13 protein-coding genes and 2 pseudogenes are annotated in these 13,470 nt (G+C 36.8%); 9 read left to right on the top strand and 6 right to left on the bottom strand.

From position 1 onward, the window contains the following. Positions 1-125: 125 nt before the first annotated feature. From L3081_RS24595 to L3081_RS24575, 5 genes and pseudogenes are all read right to left on the bottom strand, one after another. Positions 126-1,010, bottom strand: coding sequence for an IS982 family transposase (locus tag L3081_RS24595; protein WP_242282747.1), 885 nt, complete (start codon positions 1,008-1,010; stop codon positions 126-128). A 240-nt stretch (positions 1,011-1,250) separates the two neighbouring features. Further along, positions 1,251-1,445: pseudogene (locus tag L3081_RS24590) on the bottom strand (transposase); the annotation flags it as partial. A gap of 64 nt (positions 1,446-1,509) precedes the next feature. Next, positions 1,510-4,495: pseudogene (locus tag L3081_RS24585) on the bottom strand (Tn3 family transposase). Positions 4,496-4,678: 183 nt separating this feature from the next. Beyond that, on the bottom strand, positions 4,679-4,987 hold the full coding sequence (locus tag L3081_RS24580) for a type II toxin-antitoxin system RelE/ParE family toxin (RefSeq protein WP_242289108.1): 309 nt from the start codon (positions 4,985-4,987) through the stop codon (positions 4,679-4,681). Further along, positions 4,988-5,248, bottom strand: coding sequence for a type II toxin-antitoxin system Phd/YefM family antitoxin (locus tag L3081_RS24575; RefSeq protein WP_242289106.1), 261 nt, complete (start codon positions 5,246-5,248; stop codon positions 4,988-4,990). Between the two features lie 192 nt (positions 5,249-5,440). Here L3081_RS24575 and L3081_RS24570 point away from each other — a divergent pair, with 192 nt between their 5' ends. The 3 genes from L3081_RS24570 to L3081_RS24560 all read left to right on the top strand — a co-directional run bounded on the left by L3081_RS24570 (position 5,441) and on the right by L3081_RS24560 (position 8,521). Next, positions 5,441-6,325 carry a recombinase family protein gene (locus L3081_RS24570; protein ID WP_242289104.1) on the top strand — a complete coding sequence of 295 codons (885 nt, stop codon included), beginning with the start codon at positions 5,441-5,443 and terminating at the stop codon, positions 6,323-6,325. A 253-nt stretch (positions 6,326-6,578) separates the two neighbouring features. Then, positions 6,579-7,811 carry a c-type cytochrome gene (locus L3081_RS24565; protein ID WP_242289103.1) on the top strand — a complete coding sequence of 411 codons (1,233 nt, stop codon included), beginning with the start codon at positions 6,579-6,581 and terminating at the stop codon, positions 7,809-7,811. Positions 7,812-7,822: 11 nt separating this feature from the next. After that, positions 7,823-8,521: an FTR1 family iron permease gene (locus L3081_RS24560; protein WP_242289101.1), complete on the top strand. Its 699-nt coding sequence runs from the start codon at positions 7,823-7,825 to the stop codon at positions 8,519-8,521. A 14-nt stretch (positions 8,522-8,535) separates the two neighbouring features. On the opposite strand, the gene cadR is transcribed toward L3081_RS24560, so the two are convergent. After that, complete coding sequence (gene cadR / locus L3081_RS24555) at positions 8,536-8,943, bottom strand: Cd(II)/Pb(II)-responsive transcriptional regulator (RefSeq protein ID WP_242289099.1); 408 nt, start codon at positions 8,941-8,943, stop codon at positions 8,536-8,538. 77 nt (positions 8,944-9,020) lie between these two features. On the opposite strand from cadR, the gene L3081_RS24550 reads away from it, so the two are divergent. The 6 genes from L3081_RS24550 (at position 9,021) to L3081_RS24525 (ending at position 13,462) form a co-directional block, all read left to right on the top strand. Further along, positions 9,021-9,917 (top strand): cation efflux transmembrane domain-containing protein, encoded by an 897-nt coding sequence (locus tag L3081_RS24550; RefSeq protein ID WP_242289097.1) that lies wholly within the window; start codon positions 9,021-9,023, stop codon positions 9,915-9,917. A gap of 10 nt (positions 9,918-9,927) precedes the next feature. Continuing rightward, on the top strand, positions 9,928-10,224 hold the full coding sequence (locus L3081_RS24545) for a class I SAM-dependent methyltransferase (protein ID WP_242289095.1): 297 nt from the start codon (positions 9,928-9,930) through the stop codon (positions 10,222-10,224). Then, complete coding sequence (locus tag L3081_RS24540) at positions 10,155-10,586, top strand: class I SAM-dependent methyltransferase (RefSeq protein ID WP_338027500.1); 432 nt, start codon at positions 10,155-10,157, stop codon at positions 10,584-10,586. Before L3081_RS24545 ends, L3081_RS24540 begins: the two co-directional genes overlap by 70 nt. A gap of 478 nt (positions 10,587-11,064) precedes the next feature. Further along, on the top strand, positions 11,065-11,814 hold the full coding sequence (locus L3081_RS24535) for a hypothetical protein (protein WP_242289093.1): 750 nt from the start codon (positions 11,065-11,067) through the stop codon (positions 11,812-11,814). After that, positions 11,783-12,292 (top strand): TolC family protein, encoded by a 510-nt coding sequence (locus L3081_RS24530; protein WP_242289091.1) that lies wholly within the window; start codon positions 11,783-11,785, stop codon positions 12,290-12,292. The genes L3081_RS24535 and L3081_RS24530 overlap by 32 nt, the downstream gene beginning before the upstream one ends. Before the next feature lie 174 nt (positions 12,293-12,466). Further along, a complete protein-coding gene (locus L3081_RS24525; protein ID WP_242289089.1) occupies positions 12,467-13,462 on the top strand; it encodes an efflux RND transporter periplasmic adaptor subunit in 996 nt (331 codons plus the stop codon). The last annotated feature ends 8 nt before the right edge of the window (positions 13,463-13,470 follow it).

Genomic DNA, 13,470 nt, shown 5'->3' with positions numbered 1-13,470 from the left:
AGTTCTAATATTTAACTTGTAAGATCTCATACTGATTAATTGAGTAACTATTAGTTTTTACTCCTCGAAAATTAAGCAGGATTAACATTTAATGGCTCTATATCACTAAGTAACCTCAGATCGGGTTAAGCCCTAACCATAGCATTCTTCTCTACGTCATTAATATTAAGGGTTGGCTTATTTTCTTTAAGGCAATAAGCCACTAACCCCGCAAGTAAATTCAACATAAAACCATTAGGACTGCGATGACGAGAATGCTCTATTTGAGAAATATTCTTTAATTGATCATTTATCGTCTCGATAATAAACCGTCTAGATAGCATGGCTCTATCCCATAACGACATCGCTTTTGCTTTCATATTACTGCGAACAGTTGTTATCAAGTCAACACCAGTTTCCTTTAAATCGGCGGTTAATTTTTTGCTGATGTAACCTTTGTCAGCATATAACTTTCCTTTGAGGTTTTTAGCTAACGCAAACACAGGCTTGGTGTCATGCACATTGCCAGTCGTTAATTTAGCATCAACTATTTCCCCCCTAAAGTTGGTGACTAAATGCAGTTTGAACCCATAAAACCAACCCATTGTTCCTTTGCCTCGCTCGGCTATACCGTCAAATGTTTTGTGTCTAGGTATTCGTAGGTTATGGCATACTTTTATGCTCGTAGAGTCAATGAATTCAATGCCTGTAGATTCACCCTTGAGTATGGAAAAATAGCTAGAAAGAGGAACGATAGCTTTAGGCATTACCTCTAAAAATCGAGTGTAGCTCAATAAACTAGGGAAGTGAGAACGATAAAATTTAGCGATATAACCTTTATAATAATTTTTAAAGTCGCGATGATTTGATGTATGAAAAGCAATAAGGATAGTGATCACCTCGCTCATCGTCATACGACAGGGGCGATTTCGCTTTATATTACCATCAGCAATTAATTGTTTTTCCCATTGTGGAATAAATACGCGACAAAAATCATCGACATCACAGAATATTTCAACTAGTTTGTTCATGCCCGTTCCTTATTATCTTTCTGTTTTTTCTTGTTCGAAAGATCGGATCGTGGAACGGGCACTTAGTTCAATTTAATTTATTCTTATCCCGAGCTGAGGTTAAGTAACCCACTAAGTCAATTTCTTTACGATCTTTATTAAAGGCATATTCGCCGTTCAAATTAATGACTTCAAAGTGCGCATTGCTGACGTTAGCAATTAATCTTGTCCCTTATATTTTCTAATGAACCTCAGATCGGGTTAAGCACTAACCATTACATTCATTTCAACGTCATTGATATTAAGGGTTGGCTTGTTTTCTTTAAGGCAATAAGCCACTAGCCCTGCAAGTAAGTTCAACATAAAACCATTAGGACTGCGATGACGAGAATGCTCTATTTGAGATATATTCTTTAATTGATCATTTATCGTTTCGATAATAAACCGCCTAGATAGAGGTCCGGCCGGTAAAAGTGTTGAATTTAGCCACTCACCTATTAATTAGTTGAAATATATTAGTTTATTCCACTAAAAGTTCAAAAGTCATTGGTTTGACTTGTTTTGTTAGATCTACCTCAAAACTTCCCAGTCTTCCTAAGTGTTCAGTGTGATAAGGTGAAAAAGCGGCCATATGTTCTCGAGTTATATTATACCCTTCCGACTTTAATTGGTTAAAGACTTCAGTCATCGCATTCACATTGTACAAGATCGCAAAGTTAGCCAATAACTGGTTATATTTAACGATTTTACTTTGCTCATGCTTCAGGTTAGCCGAGATTTTCCCGCCGTTAGCAAAGAACAACCGCGAGCGAACTCATTGAATTCCTCGCTTTTACAGGTTGCTGCTTGAATGGTTTTCCTGAGATCAATATCCGTGATGTATTCTAATAAGAACATGGTTCTAACCACTCTCCCTAACTCTCTGAAAGCAAAATAAAGCTTATTTTTCCTATTTTTAGTCCCGAATCGTCTCAATATGGTTGATGCCGTTATTTTTCCGGCTTTGACAGACATAGCGGTACGCATCATATCTGCATAATGTTTTTCAATAAGTTGCCATTTGATCGGTTCATTAAACAACGATTGAATATGATCCAGTACCATGGCTTTATCAGGTTTATAAAAGCAGAGATCTTTAATGTTACGAATACGAGGCATTAACTTAATACCCGACAAGTATGCCAGACCAAATACCGGTGTAGATTGAGCTTGTGTATCACCATGGATAGTTGTTGGGTTAAAATCGGATTCATCGTTCAACAGACCATCAAGAATATAAATGGCTTCATAAACACCACAGGGAATAAAACGGCTAAACAAAGCAATGTAAGTATCCGATACGTGATAATACGCAATACCGCCATAGCTACCATATCGAATGTGGTACTCAGAAAGGAGATTGTCTTCATAAAGATCCCAGAGTTTACCATCCGCAGATACACTATTGCCTGATCCCCAACATTCAATTAACCGATATTTTTTATATTCGGTGTTGAGCTTGGTAATGGCTTTTTCAAGCCGAGCTTCGGTCGTGCGTTTTAAATTTAACCACGCTACCTGTTTACGGGAAACACCACGTACAGAACGCACAGTCTCTGTGGGGCCGATATTGGTGCCATAACAAAACACCGTCAACACGAAGCGTAACACGGGATCACTAATGCGCGACTCAAAACCCGACAGCGGGCCAAAATGCTTATTGAGATTTAGCCATTTTTCAACATTAATGATCACATCAAGTAAATTGATTTTTTCCAGTCGCTCTCGCAAGAGTGCACTAATTTCTTCTATTTCGGGTAATGGTTGATTGGCTTTTTTCTTACCGATAATCAATTTTCCCTTTTCGATACGTACCAGTTCATCATCAGGAAAACGATTGTCGGCTTGCTTACAAATATCTTCCATAGTCGCTTTTAAATTGCGTGTAAATTCCACGTCACCCACAATCAACCCCACTTCCTCGCAATAGGAAGGTAATTGCGTTTCATATTCCTCCCAAGTGATCATTTGCTCGCGATAGTCGTCAAAAGTCTCACTATAGGGAATGAATAAATCACCGGTACTCAATTCTTCGGCTATTCGCTCAAAAACACATAACTCAAAACAAGCTTTATTGACCTGGGTGACTTGCGCTGATTTTGTCGTCTTCCCTGTGACGAGCTTCCACCATTTGTCACGTATCCATCCAATATTTAACACATTTTCTGATGATTCATCGCTAGGGTTACTTTGAATAGAAAGAAACTCTATTCGACGTTTTTTGTGCTTCAATATAAACTGAAAAGCGTTCAGTAAATCTTTGTCCTCTGTCGACGAAGCGAGATTGAGTATTTCGATAGTGCGAAACAATGTAGATCGCTGTTTTTTATAAAGTTGAAGCATAAAAGGTAAATAATTATTACCCGCATAGGCCATGTAATGGTCACACATCTGCAATAATTGTTCACTATTTTTTCCCAAAACCGGATCGAATGCCGTTACAGATTTGGGTTTATCTAAATAGACCTTAACGGCACCTGAAAGCACAGATATTAGGTGTTCTGTCCGTTTTTGATGATCTAACAGGTATTTTTCCAGTAGTTTCTGCGCCTCTCGGTCCAGTTTTTTCAACACCTTAATAAAAATATCAGCGGCGTTATCGAGAGTTTGGGCGTATTGGTGCCGGATCAATATAATGACCATCGCAAAACGTTTTTGAGGCTTCACCTTCATTAATTCAGCGTAATCCATTGCCTTCGCTTCATTTATGAATTGTTGATGCTTAACTGGCGGTAAACCCAAATCTATAGGCAACAGCGTCTGTAAAGATGTCAGCCATTCCAAATAATTGATGTATGCATGGATATTGCGTGGTGTTGGACGTTTAGGTTCGCTTTTCAGGGCATTCCACCCAAAACCATCAACGCCCGTACTGGATTGAAGAATATTGGTTATCAGGCGATTGCTGTTGCTATCTAAAAAATCACAAAGTTCTTGGTAATACTGCGTGTTCACTTCAGCCCTTGCGGTTTGGCAAATACGCTCGATGGTAGTAAATCCGGGTAATTCATAGCGCTCTTTGACTAAATATTCCAAAGCGACATTAATAATATCCGGAAGCCTTTCTTTCGTTGTAGCTGCATCCGCGCCCAGTTTTTTACAAGCTTTGATGTCTTGATTGTGTCGTAGGGTTTTATGTCCAGATATTGTCGGATCAGTTTGACATGGCGATCCTTTGCACCCGATGCAAAGTAGCCTTGAATATCTTTTTGTGTTGCACGAGAAAGACACTGTTTCTTGATATGTATAACAATGGCTTTTGGTATTTCATTCTGTGAGGAAAAACGGCCTAATCGTTGTGTTGTTTTCAGTTGGATCAACAAACCTAAATAGGAAACACTTGCTCGTTTGCAGTGTCGTAATGCAAATTTTTGATCTTCAGCTGTCAGAGTATAAATATCACCGAGTTCGTCTTGTGATATATTCGATTTAATACGTGGATAAGCTGTTTGATAAATGGCTGCCAACGCTCTATCACTCCTCTATCAGCGATATAAATGAAGTCGAATTCTGTTAAATTATTTTATCACCGACTCTATTTTGTTTTTATTACAATTTTTTAGCACAATTATCAACAGAGTAAAAATGAAACATGAATAAAAGATTACTGGTGGTCAAAATCAAGTTTGCGATCACCAGAATAGCAATTCCTAAATAGTATCTCTATTATCAAGATGTAATAGAGGTAACATGCTTTTGTGCAGAACGGCAAAGACTACTAATTGCTGTTTATTTACAAGGTAATAAATTACGTGACTTGCATGAGGAAAACTAAAAACATCGACTCCGACCTCATGACGTTGCTTACCCATCGTTGGTGTTTCAGACAATACCCTTAGGGTTTGACGTAATTCAAGAAGATATTTTTTAGACTGGTCGATCCCCCATTGTTTCAAAGTATAACGGCGAATTTCAATGAGATCTGTTTGTGCATCTGGGGTAAATCTATAAGCCGTCATTTAGTCGTGCTGTCCCGATTCTAGCTCACTAAAAAATTGTTCTCCATCAACCGTATTGCCAGAATTAATATCTTCAATCGCTTTTACGGCTTTAGCTTGTAATAAGCGTAGTTTTAACGCTTCAATACTTTGGTATTCATCCACAGAAATAACAACGGCTACCGGCTTTCCATTTTTGTTTATTTGAATGGGGGCTCGTTGAACCTTCATTAACATATCACCAAATTGTGTTTTTGCATCATTAGCTGAAAGTGCTAGCATTAGAATTTACCTTAAAATCAATCGATTTAATTATTATAACCGATTCGAACGATTAGTGCTAAATTTTATTTATCGAGACTATCAATAGAGTATACCCATAAGATAGTATCTTTTTATAACGACATTTACTATCATATACATCAAATTTTCATTTATGATAGATAACTATCATATAATCTAGAGTAATATGATATGTCTTTGGTAGGATATGCCCGGGTTTCGACAACAGACCAGAATTTGAGCATTCAATATGCGGCATTAAAATCTGCTCAGTGTAAAAAGATATTTTCCGAAAAGAAAAGTGGTACCCAAAAAGTGGGGAGAACTCAGCTTGACGCTTGTTTGGATTATCTTCGGGAAGGTGACACGTTAATTGTTACCCGGGTTGACCGACTTTCACGTAGCCTAAGGGATCTTCAAAATCTTGCTCATGACTTAAAAGAAAACGGTATTCACTTAAAAGCTACTGAACAACCTATCGATACTTCCAGTGCTGCCGGAAATGCCTTTTTTAGCATGTTGGGCGTTTTTGCTGAATTTGAAACGACACTGCGAAAAGAACGGCAATTGGAAGGGATCGCCAAGGCCAAAGCACAAGGAAAATACAAAGGCCGTCAACCAACCGCTCGTGCAAAGTCAGATGAGGTGATCAGCCTTATAAAGGAAGGGCTTACCCGACAAGCAGTTACGGAAAAACTAGATATTGGTATTGCTAGCGTGTATAGGATCATTAAAGAATATATGGAAGCTAATCCAACTACTACTTTACCCGGCTCCCGTTCAAAAATAAAAATAGCCAAACTAGAAGTATCACTGAATGTTGAAAACAACAGTAAGTTTGTCCGTGGAAAGACTAAAGCCCGGGAGTATATAGAAGATGAATGGATTTCTCAGTACGATATGTTCAAACCAGAAAAAGATGGGCGGGACTATATTTTAAAAGTGCCTTACAGTTCCCTAAAAGGTCTTGAAGAAACTGTCTACGACATAATGGCTGAAGCTCAGTCCACAGCAGATATGAAAAATTGTTTTGTTGAAATTAATGTTGCACATAAAGAATCAGGACAACATTGGTAGTTACCTCATAGCTTAGAGTAACTTTTAGTACATTGGACTTCAGACCCCTAAACCGTCTATAGATCAAAATAAATTGTTGGAACTGTTTTGTTTCTTGCAATTATAAAAAATTTCAATCTAAGTTAAAGGAAGGTGTTCATATAAAAATCACCTATTATAGAAATATTACTTAAATACTTTGACTCTATAGTGACTATAGGTGTTACAATTGATAATAATTATCATTTGGGCTGTAATATTTAAGGGTCATAGTATGCAATTTTGTTGGAACGTGCGATTAATACGTCAAAATCATATCGGAATAAAATCATTGTTTTGTTTAGTGTTGATGGCGACTATTTTATTTTCGAAGTTGAGTATAGCTTCAACTATTGATGAGGTTGTTCAACTACGCCAGATAGCACAGTTGGCAGAATATGTGGGGGTCGATTACGCATCAGCGGTTGATAATGGCCAAGTTATTAACGATGATGAATATCAGGAAATGCTTGAATTCTCTCAATTGATAGTTGAAAAAACGTCAATCAATAATAATGATTTCCGTTCGCTCAATGAGAAGGCATCGGCCTTACAAAGGGCCATTTCCACTAAACAAAATGTAAATGTTGTCAGGCAAATTACTTCTGAGCTACGAATTTCATTATTGGCTATGATGCCTGAGTTACCTCTCCCTAAAAGATTACTGTCTAAAGAAGCGACGTTTTCTTTATTTGAAAATAACTGTGCGAGTTGTCATGGTATTTCAGGTCAAGGAAATGGTGTTTTAGCATCGGGATTAGAGCCTGCTCCTACCGATTTTACCGATAAAACACGTGCAGAAAACCGTTCACTTTTAGGCTTATTTGATGCCATATCTAATGGGCTTGATGACACTGCCATGCCTGCATTTACACAATTAAAAGAACAGCAGAAATGGTCCCTTGCATTTTATGTCGGTGGTTTGGCATTTAAATCATCAAGTGAATTAACAAACCCATCACAATCAATTTCATTACAAAATTGGATAAATTATAGTCCATTAAAGTTATCGACAGAAACTGACGGATTAACTAAAAATGAAATTGAAGGATTAAGGGCTAATCCTACATTATTGTTTACCAATCAAAGTAGTCCTATCGCTATAACCAAAACTCAATTAGCTGCCGCAAGCAATGCGTATAAAAATGAGGAGTACGAGAAGGCTAAGACACTTGCTGTGAGTGCTTATCTAGATGGTTTTGAATTAATTGAAAATAGTTTGGATGCACGAGACAAAGATTTACGAAAAAGCATCGAAGGAAACTTGATTAAGCTTCGTCAAGTTTTAAGTAACGCGCAACAGGTTAATCAATTTGAAAGCCTTATGGAGATTACTGTGGGGCAACTCCATGATGCGGAAGAACTACTGACAGAAACCACTTTATCAAATGAGGCTCTTTTCACTGCGAGCTTAGTTATTTTGCTAAGAGAAGGTTTAGAAGCCTTGCTTTGGTTGTACTGGCTTTGATAACAGTATTAGTGCGAACTAAACGTCATGACGCCTTAAAATATGTCCATTTTGGTTGGCTGAGTGCGCTATTAGCGGGTTTTGCTACTTGGGCGTTAGCCCAATCAATGATCAGTATCAGTGGTGCGAGTCGAGAAGTCATGGAAGGTATTGCTGCCATGCTTGCAGCGGTAATGTTGTTCTATGTAGGGATCTGGATGCATAGCAAAACGAATACTGAACATTGGCAGGCATACATTCAAAAGCACATTAATACACAATTAGAAGCAGGTACACTTTGGGGATTAGCCGTACTCTCATTTATCGCGGTTTACCGAGAGGTCTTTGAAACGGTTTTATTCTATCAATCACTGTTAACACAAGCCTCAACGACTCAGTACTCATTTGTTATCGGTGGATTTTTATTCGGGATAGCTGTGTTATCGATTATTGCATGGGGAATGTTTAAATATTCTGTTAAGTTGCCAATTGCTCGTTTCTTTTCAACAACAACATATCTCTTATTAGCACTGTCATTTATATTAATGGGAAAAGCAGTTTCAGCATTACAAGAGGCTGCCGTTATTGGAATTTCTCCATTGCCAATTACTGTAGAGGTTGATTGGATTGGTGTTGGGTCTACTTGGGAAGGCATAATGGCACAGTTGACGATATTGGTTTTATTTATAGCCTATATGTATAGATCTAGAAGAAAACAAATAATGATTTAAGATCAGCATTGTATCTAAACATTTTTAGCTACGTCACTGGTAAGCTTTTGTAAAATACCACACTGCTCAATTGTTCCATTATTTGAGCAGGTGTTACTTAAGTAATTTAATTGTTCTTTTAGGCTATTAAGTTCTTTAATACGTTGTTCAACTTGCTGAATATGACTATCGATCATGTTGTTAACTGAGTTGCATTGAATCGAGGGTGAACTTTGTAACTCAAGCAGTTGACGAATTTCCGATAAGGCTAAATCGAGCGTTCTACACTGTTTAATAAACATCAATTGTTTAAGTGACGATTTATTATATAAACGAAAATTTCCTTCACTTCGCTCTGGGGATTTCAAGAGTTGTTCTTTTTCATAATAACGGATCGTTTGTACTGAACAATCTGTTAATTTTGCTAGTTCGCCAATTTTCATAATATTAAATTTCTTTGTTGACTCTATAGTTACTATAGACTTTATACTTTGTAAAAATGTGTTTAGCAAGGTTTTTTATGTCAAATAAATGTAGTGGCCAATGTGAGTCAGTTGTTACTGACTCTAGTATTAAAGAGTTTAAAAATACTGATGCTTTTGATGGGCGTTTCACCACTGATTATAAAGTGCCTAAGATGGATTGTCCTTCTGAAGAACGATTGATAAGGTTAGCGCTCGACGGTATTGAACCACCTGTTGGATTAACATTTGATATTCCTAATCGGCTAGTTAAAGTTTTTCATGATGCTCATTTGGATGAGATAACTACGAAGCTTCAATCATTGAATTTAGGTGCTACGTTAGAAATAACCAGAGAAAGTTGTAGTGTTGAAGCAACCCAAGCCAAAGTATCTGCTAAAGAAAAAGAAGGGAAAGAAACCATTATTCTTAAGTGGTTACTGATCATTAACGGGTTCATGTTTTTTTGTGAATTCATCGCGGGTTGGATTGCTCAATCCGGACTGATTGCTGACTCTTTAGATATGTTTGCAGATGCTGCTGTATATGGATTAGCGATATATGCGGTTGGGAAAAGTATTAAGATGAAACTCAAAGCAGCCCACATATCGGGATGGCTACAAGTTATCCTTGCGTTAGGTGCTTTAAGTGAAGTGTTAAGGCGATTTATATACGGAAGTGAACCCGTTTCAAATTTAATGATGATTTTTGGTGCACTTGCGTTAATTGCCAATGTTACATGTTTGTTTTTAATATCCGATAGTAAAGAAAATGGCGCTCATATGAAGGCTAGTTGGATTTTTTCAGCTAATGATGTTATCGCAAACGTTGGCGTTATATTAGGTGGACTACTGGTAACACTGACAGGATCGCGTTATCCAGATCTTGTTATTGGATTAATAATTGCCCTAGTAGTATTAAGTGGTGCTCGTCGAATCTTACAGTTAAAAGCGTAGTTGAAATGCAATGAAAAAAACTCAGTCTCAACAATATATCCCACCACTTAAGTATCACTTTTTAACGAAATGGTATGACGTTGTTGTACGTTTTAGTACAAGAGAAATATTATTTAAAAATGAGTTAATAAAACAAGCTGTATTTGTGTCAGGAGAACATGTTTTAGATTTAGGCTGTGGAACGGGTACTTTAACTAAAATGATAGTTGCGAGTAACAAAGGGGTTGACGTTACTGGATTAGATGCCGATACATTTGCGAAATTGCAAAAAGTAAGCTTACTAATTTTTGTGAACAGATATCATTAAAACAAGGCTATGCGCAGGAAATGCCATTCAAAAACGAAGGGTTTGACGTAGTTATATCAAGCTTGTTTTTTCATCATTTGACTAAGCAAGAAAAATTAGAAACATTACATGAGACATATCGTGTATTAAAACCAGGAGGACGGATTCATATTGCTGACTGGGGAAAACCTTCTTCAATTATACAACGCATATTATTTTATATCGTTCAAATATTGGATGGTTTCGAAACTACCCAAGATAGCGTTAATGATATTTTACCTACTTTACTTGAAGAATCCGGTTTTTCTTCTATAGAAGGAGGGAGATCTATTCCTACGATGCTCGGTACTATTACATTGATTCAGGCTAGCAAAAGTGAATGATTTTAGGCGATCTGCTTATTTATTATCACCTTTGATATCATGGGGGTTTTTACTATTCATTTTTTATATAATACTCACAAGTTCACTTCAGAATTCATCATTATTTTCAACAAAATCTTGCAGTGTTTACAGCTCTTTTGCTAGCCAAGTTACTTGTGTAGATGAGCTAAACAGAGATTCATCATTATCAAATGTTGACCCAGTATTGGCTTCACAACGATGCCCTGAGTCCTTAGGCTGCATACAGATATGTCCCTGTTATTTTTTTAAAACAGAAACTAATCAGAACTTTTTTATTGCTGAAAGATACTCAACAAAAGTAGTTTTTACAGGCAATCAAATTTATCAACCTCCTTTTCATTCGCTAATTTATCGTCCTCCCATTTCATAATTGTTTACTTCTTTAAATGTATTTAATTTTGGAAAACAGCCGTAGTCCAAAATCATTATTTATTTTCATATTTTTAAGGTGTTATCAATGAAATCAAGACTAATTGTTTTGTTGGGTTGCTGCTATTTGGCAATCTCAACGGAACAAGCATTTGCACAAACAAATAATAATTGGAAAGAGTGGATTGATGTTCAAATAAAACAGCATCCAAGGGTTATTTCAGCACTAGAAGAGTTAAAGGCTTCTCGGTCAACAATAAAAGGAGCAAGTCAACCCATCTATAATCCGGAGCTTGAAACCGAGTTAGAAAAAGAGGGTGATGAAAATAATTATCGCCTTGGTTTTAAGCAAACGATTGATTTTAATGATCGTCGTGATGGTTATGTTAACCAAGCTAAGTTTTATTCATTTGAGACTGAAAAAAAATATCAATCGCTTATAGAAACTCAGACTTTTGAGACACTAAAGGCGATAGTGAATAGAAATATCGAACTTAAGAAATCTCTTATTGTTCAAAAACAAGAACTACTTATTAGCCGACTTATAGAGGTGTTCCAGTCACGTAAAAATACGGGAGATTTGGCTTATATTGATGCTCAACTTGCTTTTATGGCTTTGTCTAACAGGCTGAAATCATCGGCAGATGTATTTGCTGAACTCAGGCGTTCAGAAGCTCTTTTAGCAACACAGCTTCCTGATTGGAAGCAAAACATTCCATTTTTGACAGTCCCTCAATCCTTTTGGCAAAGAAATAGTGACGTAAACCCCGAATTGCGTTCAAGAAGTCATCCAGATGTTATGGCATATGAAATGCGCTTCGAAGGCACTTCGGTCTGAGGTTGACTTAGCAATAAAGAAGCAACATGCCGACCCAACCTTTGGTATTAATGTTGGTCGTCAAAATAATGAGGATAGTGTAGGACTTACTTTTTCGATCCCGTTGAATATTAGAAATAATTTCAGTTCAGAAGTGAAGGCAGCATCAGAAATAGCACTTTCTGCCGAGGAGTCCTTTAAGGCTGAGTACCTAGAAAAGCTCCAACTGATTATCGGGAGCGAGAAGGTTTTATTTGAATATGAAAAGCGGTATCTGCATTGGCAATCTATAGCAAAAATGGCATTAGTTGATGCAGACACATTACTTGAAAAACAATGGAAGTCTGGTGACATCAGTACCACAGATTATATTCAATTGTTAAACCAGTTATCTGATGGACAAATGGTCGGAATTGAATTAGAGCAAAAGTGGAAATTATCATATATCGAACTTTTATTGAATGAAGGGAGTATATCCAATGCAATTTCGAATTTATAAAAATGAAGAATGTTTTTCACTAATAAACCTGAAAATTAATGTAGTTAAATTAAAAAAAAACATGGTGATTTCTAATGATTAAAATTTTTAAACTTTTCATCCTTATTTCAATATTGGGTACTTCAGTTTCATATGCAGAAGAAGAAATTGAAGCTGAAGGTATTCCCAAGATGAATGCCGAACAAAGAGAAGAGTCGGGGGATTGTTACCTCAACACCGGAATTAAAAAATCTAGCAAACGAGATAGTTGTTCCGGGAGTTATTACCACCAATGATTATCTTAGCTCAGTGGCCAGTCCTAGAATCGATGCACAAGTAATCAAGCGTCATGTAAAGATGGGAGATAAGGTCAAGTCAGGACAACCAATAGTGACCTTATCAAGTACAGAAATGGCTGAAGCTCAAGGGCAATTATTGATAGCTAGTAGGGAATGGCAAAGAGTAAAAGCGCTTGGGAAAAATATCGTAACGGAACAAAGGTTTATTGAAGTATCTGTAGAATATCAACAAAAGATTGCGACGCTATTAGCATACGGTATGACGAAATCTCAAATTGATAAATTTATTATTAATGCTGATGCATCAACAGCAACAGGTGATTTTGAGTTACTTAGTCATCAGGATGGTACGGTCATTGAAGATCAATTTTTAATAGGGGAAATTGTTGAGTCTGGGCGGAAATTGATGGTGATAGCAGATGAGTCAAATTTGTGGGTAAAAGCTCAATTGAACCCACAGTTAATATCAACAGTAAATCTTGAAACATCAACACGAATAAATGTTGGTGATAATGATTGGATCACCGGAAAAATCAGTCAAATTTATAGAGAAATTGATGAATCTACTCGTACATTACCCGTAAGAATTGATATATCGAATGATTTAGGAGTGATGAAACCTAATCAGTTTGTTAAAGTATCTTTGCAATTAAAGTCATCACAGGATGTGCTTTCAGTACCAGAAGAGAGCATTGTTCTCCTTAATGGCGAACAAACTATTTTTGTTTTAGAGGACAATGAGATATCACCGCAATTAGTCAAAACAGGCATGATCAGAAATGGAAGAATTGAAATCAAAGCGGGAATTTCAATAGAACACAATGTAGTGATAAAGGGAGCATTTTTACTGAAATCAATGTTGCTGAAATCACAAATTGGCGATGGGGATTAGGGAATAAA

Origin of the sequence: Colwellia maritima (assembly GCF_022669015.1) — a bacterium.
Lineage (GTDB): Bacteria > Pseudomonadota > Gammaproteobacteria > Enterobacterales > Alteromonadaceae > Colwellia > Colwellia maritima.
This window is presented reverse-complemented; position numbering and strand designations above follow the sequence as displayed.

Excerpts from the sequence above, each read along its gene's own strand:
- L3081_RS24525 (WP_242289089.1), top strand. The coding sequence starts at position 12,467 with ATGCCGAACAAAGAGAAGAGTCGGGGGATTGTTACCTCAACACCGGAA.
- L3081_RS24530 (WP_242289091.1), top strand. The coding sequence starts at position 11,783 with ATGAAATGCGCTTCGAAGGCACTTCGGTCTGAGGTTGACTTAGCAATA.
- L3081_RS24595 (WP_242282747.1), bottom strand. The coding sequence starts at position 1,010 with ATGAACAAACTAGTTGAAATATTCTGTGATGTCGATGATTTTTGTCGC.
- L3081_RS24550 (WP_242289097.1), top strand. The coding sequence starts at position 9,021 with ATGTCAAATAAATGTAGTGGCCAATGTGAGTCAGTTGTTACTGACTCT.
- L3081_RS24575 (WP_242289106.1), bottom strand. The coding sequence starts at position 5,248 with ATGCTAGCACTTTCAGCTAATGATGCAAAAACACAATTTGGTGATATG.
- L3081_RS24565 (WP_242289103.1), top strand. The coding sequence starts at position 6,579 with ATGCAATTTTGTTGGAACGTGCGATTAATACGTCAAAATCATATCGGA.
- L3081_RS24570 (WP_242289104.1), top strand. The coding sequence starts at position 5,441 with ATGTCTTTGGTAGGATATGCCCGGGTTTCGACAACAGACCAGAATTTG.
- cadR (WP_242289099.1), bottom strand. The coding sequence starts at position 8,943 with ATGAAAATTGGCGAACTAGCAAAATTAACAGATTGTTCAGTACAAACG.
- L3081_RS24580 (WP_242289108.1), bottom strand. The coding sequence starts at position 4,987 with ATGACGGCTTATAGATTTACCCCAGATGCACAAACAGATCTCATTGAA.
- L3081_RS24545 (WP_242289095.1), top strand. The coding sequence starts at position 9,928 with ATGAAAAAAACTCAGTCTCAACAATATATCCCACCACTTAAGTATCAC.
- L3081_RS24535 (WP_242289093.1), top strand. The coding sequence starts at position 11,065 with ATGAAATCAAGACTAATTGTTTTGTTGGGTTGCTGCTATTTGGCAATC.